Annotated in this window: 21 protein-coding genes; 8 read left to right on the top strand and 13 right to left on the bottom strand. The window is 64.1% G+C overall.

Going from position 1 to position 22,702, the window contains the following annotated elements:
• From metG to ACT67G_RS08940, 4 genes are all read left to right on the top strand, one after another.
• The coding region (gene metG / locus ACT67G_RS08955; RefSeq protein ID WP_443664012.1) for a methionine--tRNA ligase subunit beta at positions 1 to 719 on the top strand (719 nt) is incomplete at its 5' end.
• A gap of 163 nt (positions 720 to 882) precedes the next feature.
• Positions 883 to 1,266, top strand: a complete 384-nt coding sequence (locus ACT67G_RS08950) for a BlaI/MecI/CopY family transcriptional regulator (RefSeq protein ID WP_443664011.1) — start codon at positions 883 to 885, stop codon at positions 1,264 to 1,266.
• On the top strand, positions 1,256 to 3,061 hold the full coding sequence (locus ACT67G_RS08945) for a M56 family metallopeptidase (protein ID WP_443664010.1): 1,806 nt from the start codon (positions 1,256 to 1,258) through the stop codon (positions 3,059 to 3,061). Before ACT67G_RS08950 ends, ACT67G_RS08945 begins: the two co-directional genes overlap by 11 nt.
• Positions 3,058 to 3,231, top strand: coding sequence for a hypothetical protein (locus tag ACT67G_RS08940; RefSeq protein WP_326215043.1), 174 nt, complete (start codon positions 3,058 to 3,060; stop codon positions 3,229 to 3,231). Before ACT67G_RS08945 ends, ACT67G_RS08940 begins: the two co-directional genes overlap by 4 nt.
• Positions 3,232 to 3,269: 38 nt before the next feature.
• Here ACT67G_RS08940 and thpR read toward each other — a convergent pair whose 3' ends face one another.
• A complete protein-coding gene (thpR, locus tag ACT67G_RS08935; RefSeq protein ID WP_443664009.1) occupies positions 3,270 to 3,773 on the bottom strand; it encodes an RNA 2',3'-cyclic phosphodiesterase in 504 nt (167 codons plus the stop codon).
• A gap of 113 nt (positions 3,774 to 3,886) precedes the next feature.
• Between thpR and ACT67G_RS08930 the strand changes: the two genes are divergently transcribed.
• From ACT67G_RS08930 to ACT67G_RS08920, 3 genes are all read left to right on the top strand, one after another.
• Complete coding sequence (locus tag ACT67G_RS08930; RefSeq protein WP_325247782.1) at positions 3,887 to 4,546, top strand: HAD family hydrolase; 660 nt, start codon at positions 3,887 to 3,889, stop codon at positions 4,544 to 4,546.
• Between the two features lie 140 nt (positions 4,547 to 4,686).
• Positions 4,687 to 5,169 carry an RNA polymerase sigma factor gene (locus tag ACT67G_RS08925; protein WP_326215077.1) on the top strand — a complete coding sequence of 161 codons (483 nt, stop codon included), beginning with the start codon at positions 4,687 to 4,689 and terminating at the stop codon, positions 5,167 to 5,169.
• Positions 5,159 to 6,223 carry a DUF4825 domain-containing protein gene (locus tag ACT67G_RS08920; protein ID WP_443664008.1) on the top strand — a complete coding sequence of 355 codons (1,065 nt, stop codon included), beginning with the start codon at positions 5,159 to 5,161 and terminating at the stop codon, positions 6,221 to 6,223. The genes ACT67G_RS08925 and ACT67G_RS08920 overlap by 11 nt, the downstream gene beginning before the upstream one ends.
• 61 nt (positions 6,224 to 6,284) lie before the next feature.
• On the opposite strand, the gene ACT67G_RS08915 is transcribed toward ACT67G_RS08920, so the two are convergent.
• The 4 genes from ACT67G_RS08915 to ACT67G_RS08900 all read right to left on the bottom strand — a co-directional run bounded on the left by ACT67G_RS08915 (position 6,285) and on the right by ACT67G_RS08900 (position 11,162).
• Positions 6,285 to 7,304, bottom strand: a complete 1,020-nt coding sequence (locus ACT67G_RS08915; RefSeq protein WP_443664007.1) for an aldose epimerase family protein — start codon at positions 7,302 to 7,304, stop codon at positions 6,285 to 6,287.
• Between the two features lie 5 nt (positions 7,305 to 7,309).
• The gene (gene galE / locus ACT67G_RS08910; protein ID WP_325247779.1) at positions 7,310 to 8,299 is read right to left on the bottom strand and encodes a UDP-glucose 4-epimerase GalE; all 990 of its coding nucleotides are present in this window, start codon (positions 8,297 to 8,299) and stop codon (positions 7,310 to 7,312) included.
• An 84-nt stretch (positions 8,300 to 8,383) separates the two neighbouring features.
• Positions 8,384 to 9,871: a UDP-glucose--hexose-1-phosphate uridylyltransferase gene (gene galT / locus ACT67G_RS08905; protein WP_443664006.1), complete on the bottom strand. Its 1,488-nt coding sequence runs from the start codon at positions 9,869 to 9,871 to the stop codon at positions 8,384 to 8,386.
• A 10-nt stretch (positions 9,872 to 9,881) separates the two neighbouring features.
• A complete protein-coding gene (locus tag ACT67G_RS08900; protein WP_443664005.1) occupies positions 9,882 to 11,162 on the bottom strand; it encodes a galactokinase in 1,281 nt (426 codons plus the stop codon).
• Between the two features lie 167 nt (positions 11,163 to 11,329).
• Here ACT67G_RS08900 and ACT67G_RS08895 point away from each other — a divergent pair, with 167 nt between their 5' ends.
• A complete protein-coding gene (locus ACT67G_RS08895; protein WP_325247776.1) occupies positions 11,330 to 12,175 on the top strand; it encodes an AraC family transcriptional regulator in 846 nt (281 codons plus the stop codon).
• 236 nt (positions 12,176 to 12,411) lie between these two features.
• Here the strand turns inward: ACT67G_RS08895 and ACT67G_RS08890 are convergent, their stop codons facing one another.
• The 8 genes from ACT67G_RS08890 to ACT67G_RS08855 all read right to left on the bottom strand — a co-directional run.
• Positions 12,412 to 13,449 (bottom strand): galactose ABC transporter substrate-binding protein, encoded by a 1,038-nt coding sequence (locus ACT67G_RS08890; protein WP_443664004.1) that lies wholly within the window; start codon positions 13,447 to 13,449, stop codon positions 12,412 to 12,414.
• A 17-nt stretch (positions 13,450 to 13,466) separates the two neighbouring features.
• Positions 13,467 to 14,420, bottom strand: a complete 954-nt coding sequence (locus ACT67G_RS08885) for a substrate-binding domain-containing protein (RefSeq protein WP_443664003.1) — start codon at positions 14,418 to 14,420, stop codon at positions 13,467 to 13,469.
• A complete protein-coding gene (locus tag ACT67G_RS08880; protein WP_325247773.1) occupies positions 14,405 to 16,237 on the bottom strand; it encodes a cache domain-containing sensor histidine kinase in 1,833 nt (610 codons plus the stop codon). Before ACT67G_RS08880 ends, ACT67G_RS08885 begins: the two co-directional genes overlap by 16 nt.
• Positions 16,238 to 16,258: 21 nt before the next feature.
• Positions 16,259 to 17,839, bottom strand: coding sequence for a response regulator (locus ACT67G_RS08875; protein WP_443664002.1), 1,581 nt, complete (start codon positions 17,837 to 17,839; stop codon positions 16,259 to 16,261).
• A gap of 112 nt (positions 17,840 to 17,951) precedes the next feature.
• Positions 17,952 to 19,025 carry a galactose/methyl galactoside ABC transporter permease MglC gene (locus ACT67G_RS08870; RefSeq protein ID WP_326215055.1) on the bottom strand — a complete coding sequence of 358 codons (1,074 nt, stop codon included), beginning with the start codon at positions 19,023 to 19,025 and terminating at the stop codon, positions 17,952 to 17,954.
• A gap of 17 nt (positions 19,026 to 19,042) precedes the next feature.
• Entirely contained in the window at positions 19,043 to 20,542 is a 1,500-nt protein-coding gene (locus ACT67G_RS08865; protein WP_326215056.1) for a sugar ABC transporter ATP-binding protein, read from the bottom strand.
• A gap of 201 nt (positions 20,543 to 20,743) precedes the next feature.
• Positions 20,744 to 21,859 carry a galactose ABC transporter substrate-binding protein gene (locus tag ACT67G_RS08860; protein WP_325247984.1) on the bottom strand — a complete coding sequence of 372 codons (1,116 nt, stop codon included), beginning with the start codon at positions 21,857 to 21,859 and terminating at the stop codon, positions 20,744 to 20,746.
• A 402-nt stretch (positions 21,860 to 22,261) separates the two neighbouring features.
• Positions 22,262 to 22,702 (bottom strand): [Fe-Fe] hydrogenase large subunit C-terminal domain-containing protein (locus ACT67G_RS08855; protein ID WP_443664001.1); only part of this gene is annotated, 441 nt, incomplete at its 5' end.

Genomic DNA, 22,702 nt, shown 5'->3' with positions numbered 1-22,702 from the left:
AGGTCATCCAGCGGGCCAACAAGTATATCGACGAGAACGCCCCCTGGGCCCTGGCCCGTGACATGGAAGCCAACGGGGCGCGCCTGGCCCACGTCCTCTATAACCTGCTGGAGACCACCCGCATCTGCGGCATCCTCCTCTCTCCCTTCATGCCGGAGAGCTGCGACAAGCTCTTTGCCCAGATCGGCGCCGATGAAGCCGTCCGCACCTGGGACGCCGCCGCCCGCTGGGGCAGCCTCAGTGAGACCGCCGCTGTCACCAAGGGTGAAAACCTCTTCCCCCGCATCGACCTGGACAAGGCCCTGGAGGAGCTGGAGGCCCTGGAGGCCGCGGCCCGGAAGGCCGCCCTGCCCGCCGTGGAGGTGGAGCCCCAGCTCACCGAGAAGGTGGACTTCGACACCTTCTGCAAGTCCGACTTCCGGGTGGTGAAGGTAAAGGACTGCCAGGCGGTGAAAAAGAGCGAAAAGCTGCTGAAATTCACCCTGGACGACGGCACCGGCACCGACCGCCAGATTCTCTCCGGCATCCACAAGTTCTATGAGCCCGAGGATCTCATCGGCAAGACGTTGGTAGCCATCGTGAACCTGCCGCCCCGGAAGATGATGGGCCTGGAGTCCAACGGCATGCTGATCTCCGCCGTCCACACCGAGCACGGGGAGGAGAAGCTCCACCTGCTGATGCTGGACGACAGCATTCCCGCAGGCGCCAAGCTCTGCTGATGATATCGGCGAAAACACAATCAGATATCGAAAATACCGTCCCGTTTCCCACGGGACGGTATTTTTTTGTGAAAATGGCTCACCACCCCCCTTGACATATACTACAAGCGTGTAGTATAAAGAAGATATACTACACCGGTGTAGTTTTTGGAGGTGTCTGAACATGGGTCAATTTCAAAGTCTGTCGGAATCCGAAATGGAGATCATGCGGGTGATCTGGGACGCCGGGGAACCCGTGACCGCCGTGTGGCTGCTGGAGGTCTTTGCCCACAAGGGCTGGAAGATCCAGACGGTGTCCACATTTTTGAGCCGTCTGGTGGAAAAGGGCGTCTTGTCCGTGGAGCGCCGGGGCCGGTCCAATTTCTATACCCCTGCCGTCACGGAGCAGGGCTATCAAAAGCTGGAGGCCCGGCGTCTGGTGGATGAGCACTACCACGGCGACCTCTTGGACTTCCTGGCCGCCTTTTACGGAGGAGAGCGCCTGAAGAAGGAGGAACTGGACACCCTGCGCCGCTGGTTTGAACAGGAGGCGGAACATGCTGATTGACATGCTCACGGGCCTGACTGTATCCGGCAGCGTAGCAGCGGCAGCCTGCCTGCTGGTGCGCAAAGCGGCCCGGGGACGCCTCAGCGCCCGGTGGGAGTACCGGATGGTAAAGCTGAGCCTGGTATTTGCCCTGGCGCCGCTGGGTCAGCTGTTCTCCCGGGCAGAGGCGCTGCTGGATTCCCTGGGGGCGGAGGCCCCTGTGCTGCCGGCAGCGGTACAACTCCCCCTGCAAAGCGGCACAGCCGGGACGGTGCCCCTGGTGCCCCCGGCAATCACCGCCGCTCCAGCATCTCCGGCCCCGCTGGTGCTGCCCCACTGGGTGCTGGCCCTGGCGGCGGGGGTGTGGGGCCTGGGAGCCCTGTGGATGCTGGCCCGGAAACTGCGGGCTCGGCGGGCTCTGGGGCGTCTGGTGCGCTCCGCCCGCCCGGTGACGGAGGAGACCGTGCTGGAGACCCTCCGGCGCTGCCGGGAGCAGCTGGGATTGCACCAGCCAGTGACGCTGCGGGCCTCGGCGGCGGTATTCTCCCCGCTGGTGACGGGCCTGGTACGGCCGGTGATCCTGCTGCCGGAGACGGCCCTGGAGCCCCAAGTCCTCAGATGCCTGCTGCTCCACGAGCTGAACCATGTCCGCCGGAGAGACCTGTGGGTGCGCCTTTGCTCTATGGCAGCTCTGGTCATCCACTGGTACAACCCGCTTTTTCACATGCTGGACCGGACCGTCCGGGAGGTGGGGGAGGAGCGCTGCGATGAGGACGTGGCGCAGCTCCTGGACCGCCGGGAGCGGCTCCGGTACGGACGAATCTTACTGCAAATGGCCGCCGGGAGTCCGGGTCAGGCGGGCCCCTGGGCCCTTTGTCTCACCTCCCGGGAGGCCCTGGAAAGGAGACTGAATCAAATGCTGCACACTGCGCCGATAAAAGACCGCAGGCGCCTGCTGGCCCTGCTGGCCGCAGCGGCGGTCCTGGCCTGCGGTACGGCGGCGGCCCTGTCCGTCAACGCCCCTCTGGTTACCGCCCCGCCGGAAGGCCCCGCCTCCGTCCAATCCGCCCCCCAGCCGGAGCCGCAGGACACCCCGGACGCCACCACCTCCCAGAAAACGGAGCAGCCTCAGGAGGAGCCCCTGCCGCCGGAGGAACCCGCCTCCCCCCAGGAGGTTGCGACGGAAACCGCCCCGGCCCAGACGGAGGAGACCGTCTCTGAGCCGGAGGAACCCGCCCCGGCTTCCCAACCGGAGGAACCCGCCATCTCCCAGGAGCTCCAGGCCATCATGGAGACAGCGCTCCGGGGAGACACGGCGCTGATCGTCAGCCGGGGAGGCACCCTGCTGCCGGACGATGACCGGGAGTCCTACTGCCGGGTGGGCGATGTGTACTACAAAAGATATGTGGACAAAAACGGCATGTATCAAAAGGAGTATATGGTGGGAAACCGGGATGCTTTGCGTGAATCCAAGCTATCCCTGCTGGACGCCCTGGTGGACGGGGTATTTCCCACCAACAGCCTGGGAGAATCCTACGGTTCCACTGTGCTGGCTGCCTATGTGGGATATGAGCCGGATCTGGTGTCCGCCAGGGGGACAAATGGGGAGCGGGGATATATCTGCTACGAGGATGAACAATTTATCCCCCACAACCTGCCCGCGTCGGAGTGCCCCCACGAATTCATGATCCCCCTGTACGACAGCGAGCACAACGTCATTGGGGAGTTTTCCATGAGCTGCGGCGGCCATTTCTCCGGCGGCATGACCATCGAGGAGGCCAAGGCGGCTGTGGCGGCAGGAGAGGACCTCTCATGACAGCGGAGCCTCCCGGCACTGCCCAGGTCTTCCGCATCTGGGTGGACCGTCAGCGGCGGGTGGTGTCCTTCCATCCCCTGGAGGGTTGTCCCCAGCTGGAATTCCGCAGCCGGGAGCTGTTTTTCCGCTGCGCGGACCAGTATACCGCCCGGCAGTTCCGCTGGCAGTAACAAGAAAGGAGAGGGAGCGATGCTCCCTCTCCTCTGTCTTACAGCTTCACCCCATACCGGGTCTCATACACCGCCCGGCCCTCCCGCCGGAGGGACTCCAGCAGCACCACTTGGCGCACCTCCATGGTCACCGGAGGCAGCGTCAGCGCGGGAGGCTCCCCCTTGGGTCGGTAGCGGCGCACCAGGGTGATGTGGGGCCGCCAGGGCCGTGTCTCCAGAAAAAAGCCCCGGCGCCGCAGATCCGCCTGGAGCCCCAGGGCCAGGGCCTCCAGGGCCGGGTTTTCCCGGATGCCCGCCCACCAGGTGTCCCCGAAGCGGCCCACACCCTCCAGCGTCAGGGGAAAGGGCCCGGTTCCCCGGAGGGCCGCTACTGCCGCCTCCGCCGGGGCGATATCCTCCACTTCGCCCAAAAAAGCCAGGGTCAGGTGCAGCATCTCCCGCCGGGGAAAGCTGCCCCGGCCCGCCCGGCGCAGGATGTCCTGGGCATATACCAAGGCGTCCTCCGCCGCCGGGGAAAGCCGGATGGCCGCAAACAGCCGCATGTTTTTCCACACCTTTCACACTTTGTTTCTTGTTTTCCATCCTATCACGGTGTTACAATCTTATCCATACCGATATCTGTATTTTCTTTTTTTATAAAGCGAGGAATGTTCCCATGAGACTGCAAAGCGCGATTTTTGATATGGACGGCACGCTGCTGGACTCCATGCCCGCCTGGAACCACCTGGGCAGCGACCTGCTGCGCCGCCACGGCATCGAGCCCGCGGCGGATCTGGACCAGCGGCTCAAGGTGCTCTCCGCCCGGCAGGGGGCGGCACTGTGCCGGGAGGAATACCACCTCACCGAGACGGTGGACGAGATCATGGATGAGATCGAGGCCCAGGTGGACGACTTCTACCACCATGAAGTCCGGGCCAAGCCGGGGGTGGAGAAATTTCTCTCCCTGCTGAAGATGGAGGGGGTGTGGATGTACGTGGCCACCGCCACGGACCGCCACCTGGCCCAGGCCGCCCTGCGGTGCGCCGGCATCGACGGGTATTTCCGCGGCATCGTCACCACCGCCGACGTCTCCAAGGGCAAGGACGAGAGCCCGGAGATCTACGAGCGGGCCATGACCCGGCTCCAGTCCAACAAGCGGGACACCGTCATTTTTGAGGACGCCCTCCACGCCATCCGCACCGCCAAGGCGGCGGGGTTCCGGGTAGCGGCGGTGTACGACGCCTCCGCCGAGGACGACCAGGAGGAGATCCGCTCTCTGGCAGACTACTACATCCGCTCCTTTGAGGAGATGTTCGACACCACTTCTTTGGACTAAGACGCTGCGCCGTCAAAAAAGGGATCCCCGCCGGGGTCCCTTTTCTGCTGTCCGGGAAAAATATTTTTTCCCGGGGTGTAACGAACCGCCCCCGCCGGGGATGTATGGACAAAGAGAGGAGGGGAGAAGCCGTGGAGGACATGGAGGAAATTTACCGGGCCCATGCCCGGACGGTGTACAAGTTTCTCCTCTCCCAGTGCCATGACGATGCTCTGGCGGAGGAGCTGACCCAGGAGACCTTCTACCAGGCGGTGCGGTCGTCGGATCGCTTTGACGGGGGCTGCAAGGTCTCCACCTGGCTGTGCCAGATCGCCAAGCACCTTTTCTACCAGCACCTGCGCAGGCAGAAGCGGGAGGAGCCATTGCCGGAGGAGGAGGGCATCCTGGAGCCCCTGCCCTCCGCCGAGGCGGAGGCCCTGGGCCGGGCGGGACAGCTGGACCTTCTCCGCCGGGTCCATGACCTGCCGGAGCCGGGGCGGGAGGTGGTGTACCTGCGGGTCTTCGGCTCTCTCAGCTTCCGGGAGATCGGGGAGGTGCTGGGACGAACCGAGACCTGGGCCCGGGTGACCTTCTACCGCTGCAAGGAGCATCTGAAAACCGGAGGTGAATACCATGAAAAATGATCTGACCTGCGCCGTGGTGGAGGACCTGCTGCCCTCCTACGCCGAGGGCCTCACGTCCCCGGAGACCAACGGCGCCGTGGAGCGCCACCTGGCCGGGTGCAAAGGGTGCAGCGCAAAGCTTGCCGCCATGCGCGCCCCGGAGCCGGAGCAGGAGCGGGAAGAGACCGCCAAAGAGGTGGACTATCTGAAAAAGGTGAAGCGCCGGGGCTGGAAGCGGGTGACGCTGGCGGTGCTGCTGACGGTGCTGGTGCTCCTGGGCGCCCTGGCGGCCAAGCTCTTTGTCATCGGCTCTCCCGCCGATGCTGAGGCCATGTCCATGGGCCTGTGGACCGACGACGGGGCGCTGCAGGTGGAGGTCTCCTCCGCGTCCTCCGCCAAGGCCTACTGGGACTGGAATACGGAGACAGCGGACGGCATCGTCACCATCACCGCCCGGGAGGGACTGGTGTCCCCCCTCCATCGAACTGCTTCCGCCAAGTTCAGCGTGCCGTTGGAGGGGGTGGAGGAAGTGTACCTGTGCGGCCGCCTCATCTGGCAGGAGGGACTCATTACCGTGGCCTTGCAGAAATTTGAAACGCTGTATGAAGCCCAAACGCCGTATGTGGGGGATCCCTCTGCCCTGAACCGGATCGCCCAGGCCCTGTACTTGGAGTCTCTTCTGGGAAACTATACGTTTTCCCTGCAGACCGCTGCGGAGCCCTACAGCTGGACGTTGGAGTTCAGCCGGGAAATGGTGGGGGGACAGACAGACATCATGATGTCCTATCTGGCGCCCCAGCTGCTGGCCCTGGTGGGGAACCTGGGCACCGTCTCCTGGACCTATCAGGACGCCGACGGAAATACCCAGACCCGCACCATCACCCTGGAGGAAGTCGACGCTCAGCTGCCGGAGCTGGCTGCCGCCTACAACGCCGCCAACGGCACAGACTGGCTGGTGCTGGAGAGCGTGAAAGACTATGCCCAATCGCCCATTGCCCTCCAGCGTCTGGATGCCATCTGCTGGCAGCTGTACGCGGACAATACGTGGCCGGATCAAGCCGACGCCGCCTCCTGACGGTTTTCCGCCCCAATAGCCAACAAAATCCCCCGGGACTGCTGTCCCGGGGGATTTATGTTTACTTCACAAAGAAGCGGTAGCGGGTGGTCTCGTGGTATTCCGCCCCCGCCCGGAGGATGGGGGAGGGGAAGGCCGCGTGATTCATGGCATCGGGGAAGCGCTGGGTCTCCAGGCACACGGCGTGGTGGGGCCCATAGACGGCGCCGTCCTTGCCGGGCCGCTCCGTCAAAAAGCCCGCGGTGTACACCTGCATGCCCTCCATGGAGGTGGTCACCTCCATGGCGATGCCGGTGCGGGGACAGTAGAGGGTGGCGTCGGGGCCCTCGCCGCCGGAGAGCACCAGGTTGTGATCCAGGCCCCGGGTGGCCTCCAGCTCCGGCCGGGAAAATACATCTCCCAGCGCCGTAGGCTGCCGCAGGTCCAGGGCCGTGCCTGCCACCGGCAAAATTTCCCCGGTGGGGATGTTGCCCGCCCCGCAGGGGGTGTACCGGTCCGCCCGGACCGTCAGGACGTGATCCGTCACAGGGCCGCCCTTCTGACCCGCCAGGTTGAAATAGCTGTGGTTGGTGAGGCTCACCACGGTGTCGGCGTCAGTGGTGGCCCGGTAGTCCATGGTGAGGCAGCCCTCTTTGAGGGTATAGGTGACGCTGACCTCCAGCTTCCCCGGGAAGCCCTCCTCCCCGTCGGGGGAGGTGCGGCGGAAGGTGACGGAGTCCTCTCCCGTGGTAAAGCCCCAGAGCCTGCGGTCAAAGCCCTCCGCACCGCCGTGGAGGAGGTTTTCCCCCTCGTTGGGAGTCAGGCGGTACTCTTTGCCGTTCAATTCAAACCGGGCGCCGCCGATGCGGTTGGCGTACCGGCCGATGCAGTTGCCCAGATGGGCGTTGCGCGCCAGGTACTCCCCGGCGGTCTCATAGCCCAGCACCACGTCGGTGGGGCGGCCCTCCCGGTCCGGCACCCGCACCGCCCGGACGGTGGCGCCCAGGCTCAAAAATTCCGCGGCGCACCCGGTCTCATCGGTGAGGGTCACCAGGTGGACGCTGCCGCAGGGCAGAGCCTCAAAGGAACGCACGCTGACCATTTCTCTCACCCCTCGTAGCCATTGGGATGGGTGGAGTGCCAGGTCCAGGCATCGGAGATGATCTCCTCCAGGCCCCGCTGGGGCTTCCAGCCCAGGACCTCAGCGGCCTTGTGGTTGGAGGCGATGAGGACGGAGGGATCGCCGGCCCGGCGGGGCTCCACCACGGCGGGGATCTCTTTTCCGGTGATGCGGCGGGCGGTGTCGATGATCTCCTTGACGGAGTAGCCGTCGCCGCTGCCCAGGTTGAAGATGCCGCTCTCGCCGGTCTCCTCCAGGTGCTTGAGGGCCAGCAGGTGGGCCTCCGCCAGGTCACGGACGTGGATGTAGTCCCGGATGCAGGTGCCGTCGGCGGTGGGATAGTCGTCGCCGAAGATGCCGATGTGGTCCCGCTGGCCCAGGGCGGTCTTCATCACCAGGGGGATCAGGTGAGACTCGGGGTTGTGGTCCTCGCCGATGCCCACGTCGGGGTTGGAGCCGGCGGCGTTGAAGTACCGCAGAGCCACATAGTGGATGCCGTAGGCCTGGTCGCACCACTTGAGCATGCCCTCGATGGCCAGCTTGGTGGCACCGTAGGGGTTGGTGGGATCCGTGCGGTCGCACTCCTCAATGGGCTGCTTCTCCGGCTCGCCGTAGGTGGCGGCGGTGGAGGAGAAGACGATCTTATCCACACCGTGGTCCTTCATGGCCGTCAGCATGGACTGGGAGCCGGCCACGTTGTTGCCGTAATACTTCAGGGGATTGGTGACGCTCTCGCCCACCAGAGAGAAGGCGGCGAAGTTGATGACGCCGTCGATCTGGTTCTCGCTGAACACGGTGTCCAGGAAGGCGGCGTCCCGCAGGTCGCCCACGTAGAACTTCTTGGCGCCCTTTACCGCCTGCCAGTGGCCGGTGCGCAGATTGTCCACCACGATGACGTCATAGCCCTTTTCCACCAGCAGCGCCACCATGTGGCTGCCGATGTAGCCGGCGCCGCCTGCAACCAGAATTGTTTTCATAACGGTTCCTCCTTATGTCACTTGTGGGCTCCGCCGCAGCGGAGTGGGATTTTATGGATATTCCCGGGGCGCGCCCCGGTTTGCTTACTGCACGGACGCGATGAACTTTTGGAAAGCCGTCCGGCCCTCGGGCGTGCACTTGTAGACGCCTGCGTCCTGGAGCACCCGGGCAAAGACCTTGCCCACCTCGTCCTGGAGGATGCCCTCCACATTGTCGGCGGTGAAGGTGTAGCGGGTTTTCAGCTCCTCCGCCCAGTCGGCGTGCTTGGCGATGGCGTCGCTACCCCGCAGATCCCCGCCGGACACCAGGGCGTCCGCCAGCTCCTTGAGCTCATTTTTCAGCCGGGAGGGCAGCACCGCAAGGCCCATGACCTCGATGAGGCCGATGTTCTCCTTTTTGATGTGGTGGAGCTCGGGATGGGGATGGAACACGCCCAGGGGGAACTCCTCCGTGGTGATGTTATTGCGCAGCACCAGGTCCAGTTCATATTTATCTCCCCGCTTGCGGGCGATGGGGGTGATGGTGTTGTGGGGCTCGCCGTCGGTCTCGGCGAAGATGAAGGCGTCGGGATCGGAGTAGCCCCGCCAGGCGGTGAGGATCTTCTCCGCCAGGTCCACCAGGCGCTTGTCGTCGGCGCAGCGGATGCGGATAACGGACATGGGCCAGCGGACGATGCCCGCCTCCACATCCTCGTAGCCCGGGAAGGTGACGGTCTGCTCCACCGGGGCCTTCTCCATGGCGAAGGTGTAGCGGCCGCCCTGGAAGTGGTCGTGGCTCAAAATGGAGCCGCCCACGATGGGCAGGTCCGCGTTGGAGCCCACGAAATAGTGGGGGAACTGGATGACGAAGTCCAGGAGCTTCCGGAAGGCGGAGCGGTCGATCTTCATGGGCACATGCTTGCCGTTGAAGACGATGCAGTGCTCGTTATAGTAGACATAGGGGCTGTACTGGAAGAACCAGTCCTGCCCGTCAATGGTGACGGGGATGATGCGGTGATTCTGCCGGGCGGGGTGGTCCAGCCGGCCCGCGTAGCCCTCGTTCTCCCGGCACAGCTGGCACTTGGGATAGCTGGTCTGGGCGGCGGAGCGGGCGGCGGCGATGGCCCGGGGATCCTTCTCCGGCTTGGAGAGGTTGATGGTGATGTCCAGGTCCCCGAACTCCGTGGCCGTCACCCACTTGACGTCCCGGGCGATGCGGTAGCGGCGGATGTAGTCCGTGTCCTGGCAGAAGCAATAGAACCAGTCGGTGGCAGCCTCCCGGGACTCCGCCATCTTCTCGTGAAACCGGGCGATCACCTGGGAGGGGCGGGGCGTCAGGACGCCCATGAGCTTGGTGTCGAAGAGGTCCCGGCTGGCGATGCCGTCCTCGATGACGCCCCGGGCAACAGCGTCGTTTACCAGCGCCGTCAGGATCTCCTCCAGGGAGGCCTGGGGCACCGTCTCCGGCGCTTCGTAGCTGGAAAGGCCCATGGTCTCCAGCAGGCGGTTCACCGCCCAGGGGCGGTCCGCTTCTTCAATCAATCCCTTGGCCACGGCATAGTCCGCCAGGGCCGCGATGTATCCGTTTACCATTTCCAACACCTCACTTGATTGCCACGCCGCCCACGGGACGGATGGTCACCACATGGCAGCTGCCGCTGCCCAGCACCGCCTCGGTGCCGGCCTTGAAGGAATCCAGCAGATCCAGGGGCACAAAGGCCTGGGCAGTGCCGCCGAAGCCGCCGCCGTGGACCCGGACGGCGCCCCGGCCCCCCAGCAGGCTCTCGCACAAGGCGATGGTCACCATCAGCTCCTGCCGGTCCGTCTGGCCGGTGGGCACCACGTTCTGGAGATACATGGCGGAGGAACGGCCGGACTCCCGCACCAGGGTCAGGAAGCCGTCAAAGTCCCCGGCGCGCAGGGCGTCGGCCTCCGCCTTGGCCCGGCGGTTCTCAGCGTAGACGTGGAAGGCCCGCAGCACCGCCCGGTCCCCGGCCTCCTGCCGGAGGGCGGGCAGCTCCCGGATAAAGTCCGCCTCGGGAACCTCACGCAAAAACTCCTTGCCGAAGTGGCGGCAGACGGCCTTGAGCTCGTCAGTGATGGCGGCGTACTCTCCGGTGAGGTCCGCGTGATCGGCCCCGGAGTCCAGGATGCACAGGGCGTACCCCTGGGCGTGGAGATCCAGGCCGATGGCCTCCACCACCGGGGCGGCGGTATCGGCAAAGTCGATGGCCACCACGCCGCCTACGGAGGAGGCGGTCTGGTCCATCAATCCGCAGGGCTTGCCGAAGAAGACGTTCTCGGCGTACTGCCCGATCTGGGCGATCTCCACAGCGGAGCACTTGCCGTTCCAGAAGAGTTCATTGAGGATGGTGCCCATCAGCACCTCAAAGGCGGCGGAGGAGGAGAGGCCGCTGCCGCCCAGGACATCGGAGACCATGTAGGCGTCCAGGCCCACACCCTCCAGGGGGCAGCCCAGGGCAGCCATTCGGGCAGCCACGCCCCGGATCAGGGCGGCGGAGGTGTTTTCCTCCCCGGCCTTGGGGGTCAGCTCCTTGAGATCCACCACCAGCAGGGGATACCCCTGGGACTGCACCCGGATCATGCCGCTCTGGTTGGGGGAGACGGCGGCCAGGATGTCCAGGTCCACACCGGCGGCCAGGACCCGGCCGTGCTGGTGGTCCGTGTGGTTGCCCCCCAGCTCCGTGCGGCCGGGGGCGGAGAAAAAGGCCTCGGGCAGGCTTTCAAAGGTCTTGGTAAAGCCGGAGATGACGGAGGCGCAGCGGCTGCGGGCCGCCTCCAGGCCCTCGGCGCCGTAAAGGCGGGTCAGCTGCGCGTCCAGGGCGCCGGCGCGCAGGCGGGTTTCCAGGGTCTCATGTTCCATAGGGAGTACCTCCTTGTGGCATCCGTTTTGATTCTATTCATACCCTACCAGCCCGGCGGGGAAATTACCATGTGTTTGCGTGGCTGGATTTATGGATTTTTGTTGCAAAATCGTTTACGCTGGGGTATGCTGGAGACAGGAACTTTATGGAAGGGGAGGGAAGGGCCGTGACGCGGGATTTCAAGCACTCCTTCAAGGCGCCGGAGCGGGCGGAGCTGCCGCTGGTGGTCTACAACGCGGGGTTTCAGAAGTGTCCCCCGGGGTACGGCTGGGGGCCCGGCATCCGGGACCACTACCTGATCCACTACATCGTCTCCGGCCGGGGCACCTACGAGACGGCGGGCAGGACTTTCGTCCCCGAAGCGGGGGAGGCCTTTCTGGTGCGGCCGGAGGAGCCGGTATACTATCAGGCGGATGAGGAGGAGCCCTGGGAGTACTACTGGGTGGGCTTCTCCGGCCCCAGCGCGCCGCTGCTGCTGGCTCAGACCGCCTTTTCCGGCGGCGCCCCGGTGGTGCAGGCTGGCCAGCAGCTGCGCCAGGCGCTGCTGGAGGTGTACAAGGCCCGGGGCACCGACTATCCCAGCGCCGTGCGGATGGCGGGCTATCTCCAGGCGGCCCTGGGCCTGCTGATGGATGCCGGGCCCCGCCGGGGCGGGGAGGCCCTGACGGACTATGCCCGCCGGGGGGCCGCCTACATCCAGCGCAACTACTCCCGGCCCATGGGGGTGGAGGAGACCGCCCGGGCCACCGGCGTCAGCCGCAGCTGCCTCTACCGGGCCTTTCAATCGGAGTTTGGCTGCTCGCCGGGGGACTATCTCACCCGCTACCGCATTCAGCGGGCCCGGGAGCTGCTGCGCCACAGCGCCCTGCCCATCGGGGCGGTGGCGGCCTCCGTGGGGTTCCAGGATCCCCTGTACTTCTCCCGGGCCTTCCGCCGGGAGACGGGGGAGAGCCCCTCCGCCTGGCGCTCCGCCCACGGAAAAACCAAAGAGCAGGGCACCGGGCAGCCATAACAAAAAAGAGAGGGAGAAGGCTTTTGCCTTCTCCCTGAGACTTTCGATAAAACCGGAAATCTTGCGCGACGGGAAGGAAGAGAGTTACGAGAGGAACCCAGGAGGGGTTCCTTTCGTTTTGAATCAACAGTTTTTTGAAACTTTTTTGAGTTTCAAAAAACTTGCTCAGCCTGTCGAAAAGACTTTTTCAACAGGCTGAGAGGGAGAAGGCGTTTGCCTTCTCCCTCTTTGCATGCTCATTCCTCCGGCAGAAACTCCGCCAGGTTCTCCGCCGTGACGGTGGTGTATTCCAGCCAGGCGTACTTGCCGTCCTCCAGACTCAGCGTGGTGCCGGGATCCTTCCCGTCCATGACGGCGCAGCAGATGGCCAGGATCTGCTCCGCCTGTCCGGCGGCGTCGTTCTGCACGGTGCCCTGCAGCGTTCCGGCAGCCACCGCTTTCAGCGCCGGCGGCGTAGCGTCCACTCCCACGATGAAAGGCAGGTCCTCCTGTTCCATCCCGGCGTCCAGACAGGCGTCGATGGCCCCCAGGGCCATGTCGTCGTTGTTGGCGAAGACCACCTCTATGGCGTCCCCGAACTCCCGGAGCCACTGCTCCATCCGCAGCGACGCCTGCCCCCGCTCCCAGTTGGCGTTGTCGTTGGCCAGCTTTTCCACGGGGACCGCCGCCGTCATCAGCGCCTTGACACTGTACTCCGTGCGCATGAGGGCATCCTGGTGGCCGGGCTCCCCCTCCAGCATCACATACTGGATCACGCCGTCACCGTTGCGGTCAATGGAGGCCGGGTCCTCCCGCCAGGCGTCCAGGACAATCTTACCCTGGAGGGTCCCCGCCGTGGCCGCCGGAGAGCCCACATAGTACGCCCGGTCCCAGCGGGCCAGATCCTCCTCCACCGGCTCCCGGTTGAAGAAGACCACCGGCACGTCCGCCGCCTGGGCCTTGTCCACAATGACGGCGGCGGCGGTGCGGTCCACCAGGTTCACGCACAGCATGTCATAGCCCTGCTGCAAAAAGCGGTCCACCTGCTCGTTCTGGGCGGACTGGCTGGACCGGGCGTCCGCCAGGTTCAGGTTGATCTTGATGCCCCGGCGCTGTTCCTCCGCCCGGGCCAGCTGCTCCAGCTGCTGGACCACGGTGGAGATAAAGGTGTCCTCCTGCTGGTAGAGGGCCACGCCGATGCGCACGGTGGGCGTCTCCTTCTCCCGGCCGCAGCCGGCCAAAAGGAGCGCCGCAAGCAAACTCCCGGCGAAGATCCGCCGGATGGTCTTGTTCATCCCGTACCTCCTTTGCCTTACCGGGTCACCGGGAAGAGGAGCTTCTCATGCTCCGGTTCGTACATGGTCTCCTTGCGCACCACGGAAAACTCCAGCAGCTGCGCCCTGGGTCCGGCCGTGCCGTTGATGGCGTTCACCAGCATCTCCACCGCCAGATAGCCGGCGGCAAATTCGTTGCGGGCGGCCACAGCGGTGATGGTGCCCTGCTCCAGATAGGCGGCAATGGCGGCGCTGGATCCGGCCCCGTAGAGCAGCGGTGCCTCCTCCATCTGGGCCAGGGTCCGGGCGGCGTGCTCCAGGGCGGAGGTGTCGAAGGCCACCACCGCCGACGCCGACCACTTCTCCACAGTGGCCTCCAGGGCCTCCTCCAGCTCGCCCTCCTGGCCGGGACGGCAGATATACACCCGGCGCTGCGCCCCCTCCAGCACCCGGGCGGCGGCCTCCACCCGGTCGGAGATGCCGGTGGCCTCCGGCGCGGTGTTCACCAAAATCACGGCGGAGCCCTCCGGCGCGCCGTTGAGGGTCATGGTGCCCAGGGCCTCCCCCAGAGCGGTGTTGTCCACGCTGACATAGCCGGCGGCACCGTCGGCGGCCATATCCGTCTCCATGGTCACCACCGGCACCGAGGCCTCTTTCACAGCGGAGGCCAGGGCGTCCCGGTCTGCCGGGATCAGCAGCACCCCGTCGGCACCGTTTTCCACCTCCCGCTCCAGGATCTCCCTCTGCTCGTCGGCCTGGCCGTCGGCGCTGAGGTTCAGCAGCCGCAGCTCCACATCCATATCCACCGCCGCCTGCTCCATGCCCTGCCGGGCGGCGGACATGGCGGTGGAGTCGGCGTCCCGGAAGATGACGGACACCTCCCAGAGCTCCGCAGGGCCCTGGGAGCGGACGGGATCCATGGTCAAAAGCAAAAACAGCACGCACAGGCTCAAAAGGGGCACCACCAGCTGCAGCATCACTTTGCGTCCCATGGCGTTCCCTCCTTTTTCTCTCCCGGGGGCTCGGTAAGGGCCGGCAACCGGATGCGCACCGTGGTGCCGGCATCGGGCTCACTGCGGATGGTGAGGCCGTAGGGCTCCCCGAAGGTGAGCCGGATGCGCTGGTGGACGTTGCGGAAGCCGATGCCGGAGCCGCCCTTGCTGGGGGCAGCCTTCTGCTCCCGCGGATCCAGCAGCCGCTCCACCACCTCCTCCGGCATGCCGGGGCCGTTGTCGGTGACGTCGATGATGACATCGTCCCCGTCCCGGCGGGCCACAATGGTGATCTCGCCGTCCCCGTCGGCATAGGCCATGCCGTGGTAGATGGCGTTTTCCAGGATGGGCTGGACAATGAGCTTGATGGTGTAGAGCTTCTCCACGCCGTCCCGGGCCTCAATGGTGGCGGAGAACTTGTTCTTGTAGCGCATCTTCTGGATGGTGAGATAGTGACGGGCATGCTCCAGCTCGTCGGCAATGGGGATGATGTTGCTGCCCCGGCTCAGGGAGATCCGGAAGAACCGGGCCAGGGCGGTGAGCATCACCGTGGCCTCGTCGGTGCGGCCGTTCTCCGTCATCCACACCACGGAGTCCAGGGTGTTATAGAGGAAGTGGGGATTGATCTGGGACTGGAGCACATCCAGCTCGCTGCGTCGCTTCTCCTCCTCCTGGCGCACCACGTCGTCCATCAGGTGGCGCAGGGTGGAGACCATGGAGCGCACGGAGTGGCTCAGGTGCTCCACCTCGTAGGGGCCGCCCACGTCGAAGTCCACCTGCTCCTTGCCGGCCTCCAGTTCCTTGACGGCCCGGTCCAGCTTCTTTACCGGGGCGGTGATCCACTCGGACAATCGCAGGTTCACGAACACCAGCAAAAAGACGGAGAAGAGCACGATGAAGAGGAAGAAGAGCACCAGCTGGCCGTAGTTGCTCCACAGGTTTTCCGCCGGCACCACGCCCACCAGCTTCCAGCCGGTGTAGCCCACGGTCTTGACGGCCACCTGCCGCCGCTGGCCCTGGAAGGTCTCCGAATGGACGCCGTCGGCGTAGGAGGCGGCGTCCAGGTTGTTCTCCTCCAGAAGCCCCGCGTAGATGAGCTGCTGGCGGGGATGGTAGATGATCTCGCCGCTGTCGTCAATGAGATAGAGGTAGCCGCCGGAGTCCGAGAGCTCCACGTCCTTGCAGATCTGCTCGATGCCGGAAAAGCTCATGTCCACCAGCAGCACGCCCCCCTCGATGGCGCCGCCCCGGGTGAGCTCCACAAAGCGGCTCAAGGACACCACCCAGCGGTAGCGGTAGTCCGGGTCCTCAAAGAGGTTCTGCACATGGGGGGTGGAGAAGTGGAGGTTCTCGATGCGGTCCATGGCGGAGCAAAACCACTCCTCCCGCTCGGGGGAGACGGAATTTTTCAGGGGCGCCATGGGGGAGGCGGCAATGAGATCCCCCTCCGCCGAGAAGACGGCGATGGACACCAGGGAGTCCCGGCTGCTCTCATAGAGGAAGTCCAGCGCGCCGGAGAGGTCGTCCTCCGCCAGGTCCGTGTCCTTGATGAGCTGGTAATAGGCGGCGTCGGAAATGCGCATCATGCTGCGCAGGTACCCGTCCAGGCTGACGTTCACCTGGGAGAGCACCCGCTGGCTGGCCGCCGACTGCTGGGCGTTGGTGGAGGAGGAAAAGCGCAGAAAGAGGGTCAATCCCATAAAGAGCATGCCCAGCACGGCCACCGCCGTAAAGGACGCCGACAAGATCATCTGGATGCTGGTGCGCCGGTAGACGCTGCTCCAGCGCTGGCGCAGTCCGCTCAGCCGCTTTCCCATGGGAAACCTCCTCTCCGGGGTTTATCCGGCCCGGTACTTGGTGGGGGTGACGCCGAAGTGGCGCTTGAAGACATAGCTGAAATAGTTGGGATCCTCGTACCCGCAGCGGCGGGCGATGAGGTAGGTCTTCTCCTCCGTGTTCCGCAGGGCGTCCGCCGCCGCGTCCATGCGCACCACGGTGACGTAGGCGGTAAAGCTCATGCCCGTCTCCCGCTTGAAGAGGGTGGAGAAGTAGGTGGGGGAGAGGTGCAGGTGGCGGCACAGGGCCTCCACGGAGAGGTCGCTGTCGCCGTAGTGGGAGAGGATATAGTCCTTGGCCTTTTCCACAGTGCGGCCCGCCGAATCCGTCCGGCGGTTGCGGATCAGCGTCTGGATTCGCAGGCACCGGTCCAAACACCAGTCCCGCAGGGCCTCGGGGGATTCAAAATCCGTGGCCTTCATAAGCCCTGTGAAGCCGGAGCCGAACACCGCCTCCGTCTCCAGCTCGGCCCCCCGGGCCACCTTCAGAAGGCAGGTGATGACCTCCAGGAAAAACAGCTGCACCTGGGCGGGGGAAATACCCGCCGCGTGGAGCTTTTCCGTCAGCCGGTCCAGCACCGCCCGGATCTCCGCCTCGCCCCCCAGCTTCACGGCGCCGGTGAGCTCCTGCTCATCGCTCTCCGTAAACACCAGCGGCACGCCGCCGCCGGGCTCCAGGTCCCCGATATAGATGGCCTGGCCCCGGCCCACCATGCCCCGGTACTCCAGAGCGCTGCGGGCGCCGGCGGCGGACTGGGGCAGGTCCTCCAAGACGGCGCAGGGAGATCCCACGCCCACTGTCAGCGTCAGCTTCAGATAGCTCTCCGCCAGGGTACACACCCGGTTGAGCCCGGCGATGAGGCTGTACACATGCCCGGGCTTGTCCAATCCGGCCACCAGGGCCACGGAATCGTTGTATAAAAACTGGACGCACCGGCAGCCCTCCGGGTTCAGGTTGTCCTCCAGCAGCTGCTGGACCGAAAGCGTCTCCAGCTCACTGCCGTCCCCGCCGCTGACGTGGACCGCCGCGGCGGTAAAGGCGGTGCCGGTAAGGGCCAGGTCATAGCGCTCCGACAGCTCCGCCACCCGTTCCTGGGGCACCCGGCCGTCCAGCAGCCGGGTGAGAAAGAGGCTGCGCAGCAGGGGGAGGCTCTCCTCATACCGCTCCCGCAGCTGCTGGGCGTCCCGGCGCTCCGCCCGCTCCGCGTCCAGCTGGCTGTGGAGCCGCTCCAGCACGGCGGTGAGCTCCGGGGCGTTGATGGGCTTGAGGATATACTCCGAGACATTCATCTGAATAGCCTGCTTGGCGTACTCGAAATCGTCAAAGCCGGAAAAGACCACGAATTTGGATGCCGGCAGCCGCTCCGTCAGGATGCGGCACAGCTCCAGGCCGTCCATAAAGGGCATCTTGATATCCGTGAGCACCACGTCGGGCTGCAGCGATTCCGCCAGCTCCAGGGCGTCCCGGCCGTTTTCCGCCTCACCTACCAGGGCGTATCCCAGCCCCTCCCAGTCGATCTTACGGCTGATGCCCACCCGGATATCCTCCTCGTCGTCCACCAGCAGCACACGGTAGCTCTCCATGGGTTCCTCCTTTTCCTCTCAGTATCGGGTATATGATACCACACTTTTCCCCATAAGACAAAGAGGGTGCGCATCGCGTGAAAGATGCGCACCCTCCGTGTTGGAAAGTTTCTTACTTCTTGACCAGATACTTGCGCATATCCAGGGCGCAGGCAAAGAGGATGATGCCGCCCTTGATGATGTAGAACAGGTCCTGGTTGATGCCGATCATGTTCAGGCCAACGAAGATCAGACGCAGCATCAGAACGCCGATGACGATGCCGCGGATCTTGCCGATGCCGCCCACGAAGGAGACGCCGCCGATGACGCAGGCCGCGATGGCGTCGGACTCGTAGTTCAGGCCAGTGTTGGCGGTGTTGGAGGCCACGCGGGCACCCTCGATGAAGCCGGTGACGGCGTACATGGCGCCGGCCAGGGCAAAGACCATGATGTTGGTGGCGAAGACGTTGACGCCGGAGACCCGGGCGGCCTCTTCATTGGCGCCCAGAGCGAACATGTTCTTGCCGAAGGTGGTCTTGTTCCAGATGAACCACATGACGATGGTGCAGATGACGGCGATCCACACATAGTTGGGGATGGGGGTGCCGCCGATCTTCAGGATGGAGCCGGTGATGAAGCCGGAATAGGACTTGTCCAGACCGGAGATGGCCATGCCGTTATTCTCGCCGGCCTTGACGTACAGCAGCAGCAGCGTGTAGATGATGAGCTGGGTGGCCAGGGTGACGATGAAGGGATGCAGCTTGAACTTGGCCACGAAGAAGCCGTTGAAGGCGCCGATGGCACCGCCGATGATCATGGCCAGGATCAGCACCAGGATCACGGGAGGCGGGGTCAGGTTGGGCCACATCTTGCTGGCGGCGTCCACAGCCTGGAGCAAGGAGGCGGAGATGCAGGCGGTGAGGCCCACGATCCGGCCGGCGCTCAGGTCGGTACCGGTCAGCACGATGCATCCGCCGACACCCAGGGCCACCGGCAGATAGGCGCAGGTCTGGGCCAGGATGTTGATGATGGATGCGGGCTTGAGGAAGTTTTCATTGACGATGGCGATGTAGATGACCGCGATGACCATGATGATGATCAGGGCGTTGTTGAGAATCAGGTCGCCCACCCGCTGGGCAGTCCAGGGCTGCTTGGCAGCGGCCTTGGTCTTGGCGTCCTTTTCCAGAGTCTTGGATTCCTTACTCATAGGTGTTTCCCCCTCTTTTACACGTATTTGGCAGCCAGCGTCAGGATCTCCTCCTGGCTGGTGTTCTTGGCGTCCACTTCACCGGCCAGCTGGCCGCCGGACATGACCAGGATCCGGTCACACACGCCCAGCAGCTCCGGCATTTCCGAGGAGACCATGATGACGCCCTTGCCCTCCTTGGCCAGGTTGATGATCAGCTCGTAGATCTCGTACTTGGCGCCCACGTCGATACCGCGGGTGGGCTCGTCCAGCAGCAGCACCTCCGGCTTGGTGAGCAGCCACCGGCCGATGATGACCTTCTGCTGGTTGCCGCCGGAGAGGGAGCGGATCTGGGTCTCCTGGCTGGGCGTCTTGATGCGCATGGCCTGGATGGCCCACTCGGTATCCTGACGCATCTTCTTGTCAGAGAGGCAGATGCCGCCGATGAGGTAGTGTCTCAGGTTGGAGATGACGGTGTTGTCCAGAATGCTGCGGATGCCGAAGATGCCGGTGGCCCGGCGCTCCTCCGTCAGCAGGGCGAAGCCGTTTTTGATGGACTCCCGGGGATTGCGGTTCTTGATCTCCTTGCCGTGGAGGCGGATGGTGCCGCCGCTCTTGGTCATGGAGCCGAAGAGGTTCTCCAGCACCTCGGTACGGCCGGAGCCGTCCAGGCCGGCAATGCCCAGGATCTCACCGGCACGCAGCTGGAAGCTGGCGTCCTTGAGGCGGGTGTACTTGCCGGCCAGGTGCTCCACCTCCAGGATGGTCTCGCCGGGGACATTTTCCTTGGGGGGGAAGCGGTTGGTGAGCTCGCGGCCCACCATCAGCCGGATGATCTCCTCCATAGTCAGTTCGCTGGCGGGCCGGGTGGCCACGTACTGGCCGTCCCGCATGATGGTGACCTCGTCGCTGATGCGCAGGATCTCCTCCATCTTGTGGGAGATGTAAATGATGCCGCAGCCCTTATCCCGCAGCATGTTGATGATGCGGAACAGGTGCTCCACCTCGGTCTCCGTCAGGGAGGAGGTGGGTTCGTCGAAGACAATGACCTTGGCGTTGTAGCTGACGGCCTTGGCGATCTCCACCATCTGCCGCTGGGAGACGGGCATGGTGGACATGATGGCCTTGGGATCCACGTGGACCTCCAGCTGGTCAAAGATCTCCTTGGTGCGCTTGCGCATGATGCTCTCGCTGACCATGATGCCGCCCACCTTGGGGTAGCGGCCAAGCCAGAGGTTGTCGGTGACGGTGCGGGTCAGGGCCTGGTTGAGCTCCTGATGCACCATGGCCACGCCGTTTTCCATGGCCTCCTTGGAACTTTTGAAGTTGACTTCCTTGCCCTCCAGGGTGATGGTGCCGCTGTCCTTGGAGTAGATGCCGAAGAGGCACTTCATCAGCGTGGACTTGCCGGCGCCGTTCTCTCCCATCAGGGCGTGGACGGTGCCGGGCCGGACGGTCAGGGAGACGTTGTCCAGGGCTTTGACGCCGGGAAACGACTTGCAGATATTCTTCATTTCCAGCAGAGCCGGCTGAGCCATATCGTTTTTTCCTCCTTTGCACACAATTCTTTGCTGGAGCTTCTGCCTCGGCCGCGTCCGGCGGGGCGCGGCTCAGGCAGAGGCTCCATGGTCAAGCGCGGAAAAAGCCCCCGCATGGGCGTTCACTTAGGGAGCGGGGCTGCCAGTTTCGGCAGCCCCGCTCGTTGTGACCTCAGCGTTGGGGCGATGGATGGGGACCGATCAGCCGGTGATCATGGCGTAAGGCACGCGGATCTTGGCGCAGTCGGCGTCCACGTTGTAGCTATCGGTGTTGTCCATCAGGGCGGCGCCGGAGTTGATGTTCTCCACCAGAGTCATGATGGTGGAAGCCATGCCCTCGGCATCCTGCTTGACGGTACCGGTCATCTGGCCGTTCTCGATCTTCTGGACGGCGGAGTCCATGGCGTCGACGCCGTAGACGGGGATGGTGGTGGAACCCTCGTCACCGGTGTTGTAGCCGGCGGCCTGCAGGGCGGCGATGGCGCCTTCGGCCATGCCGTCGTTGTTGGCGATGACCAGCTCCACCATGTTCTTGGAAGCCTCGGAGTAGGAGGCCAGGATGGTGTTCATGTAGTCGGTAGCAGCCTGAGAAGACCAGTTGCCGGTGGTGTCCACCAGGTACTTGGAGGTGTTGTTGGAATCATAGAACTCCAGAGAGGGCTTGCCGGCCTCGGTCAGGATGGCGTCGGCGTCCTCCACGGCGTACTGGGTGCGGTACTCGGCTTCCTTGTTGCCCTCCTGGCCCTTGAACATGACGTAGGAGATGACGCCGTCGCCGTTGAGATCCACGGTGTCATAGTTCTCCAGCAGGAACTCGCCGATCATCTGGCCCTGCATGTGGCCGGCCTCAGCGGCGTCGGTGCCGACGAAGGCAGCGTTCTCATAGCTGTCCACCACGCTGTTTTCAACCTCGCGGTTGAAGAAGATGATGGGGATGCCGGCGTTCTTGGCGGCATCGCAGGCCTGCTGGGCAGCGTCGGGAGAGGAGGTCTCCACGATGTTCACAACCAGCAGGTTGGCGCCGTTGGAGATGGCGGTGTTGATCTGGTCCAGCTGGGTGGCCTGGTTGCCGGCGCCGTCATAGTTGTTGTAGGTGATGCCGGCGGCATCCAGCAGGCCGTCCATGGCGTTGCGGACGGTGGTGATGTAAGCATCGGAGTAGTTGTAGTAGAACACGCCCACGTTCAGAGCGGACTCGCTGCTCTCCTCGGTGGCAGTGTCGCCGGTGGTCTCTTCCTGGGTGTCGCCGGAGCCGCATGCAGTGAGCACAGAGAGCATCATGACAGCGGCCAGAAGCAGCGCGAACATCTTCTTCATTATGGTTCCTCCAAATCAATATTCTTTCATCCATGGTGTGCCGTGAGGCGCACCTCTTCCGAAGGTGACTTCATTGTACACGCCTGATTTTGAAAAAACGATAGAAATTTCTTCGCTCTTGTAGGAAAAAACTTGGAAAATTACTTTTCTTTAACGTAACGTTTTCGCAAACAATATCAAATTTACACAAAATTTTGCTGTCTACTTTAGACAAAACACCAGATTGATATTTCTTTCACGATTGTGCCATCCGCCGGATTGTGGGGAAAAGGGGACAAGCGGGCTGTTTCTGCATGAAAATAACGATTTTCTTCCGTTACGTAAAAAAAAGCGGACCGCGTTTCGCGGTCCGCTTCTCACACCGGTGTGAAATTTTCCTCCTTTTGCCGGAGGGGAAGGGGTTTACTCCTCCACGTCCTTGAGCTTGTCCAGGAAGGGGCTGGCGGTGGAGCTGACCTCCGGAGCGGCGCCCTTGAACTTCTCCACGCTCATGGCGCTCTGCTTGACGGGCTGGATGGTGCCGGCGCCGGCCACGCAGCCGCCGGGGCAGCCCATGCCCTCCAGCAGATAGCCGTTGCGCTTTCCGGCCTTGGCCATCATCAGCATCTTCTTGCACTCCCGCAGGCCGTCGCCGTACTCGATCTGTACCTCCCGGGTGGGGTCGATGTGCTTGATGGCCTCTACCACGGCCGCGGCCACGCCGCCGCCCACCGCGAAGCCGCGGCCCATGGAGGTGCCCTCGTTCAGGCCGTCCTCCGGGTCCGCCTCCAGGGTGGTGAAGTCGATGTTCTTGGCATCGAACATGCCCTGCAGCTCCTCAAAGGTCAGCACGTAGTCCACATC

The organism is Dysosmobacter sp., assembly GCF_052306735.1.
Classification (GTDB): domain Bacteria; phylum Bacillota; class Clostridia; order Oscillospirales; family Oscillospiraceae; genus Oscillibacter.
Note: the sequence above shows the minus strand (reverse complement) of the source record. Positions and strands in the feature narration are given on the sequence as shown.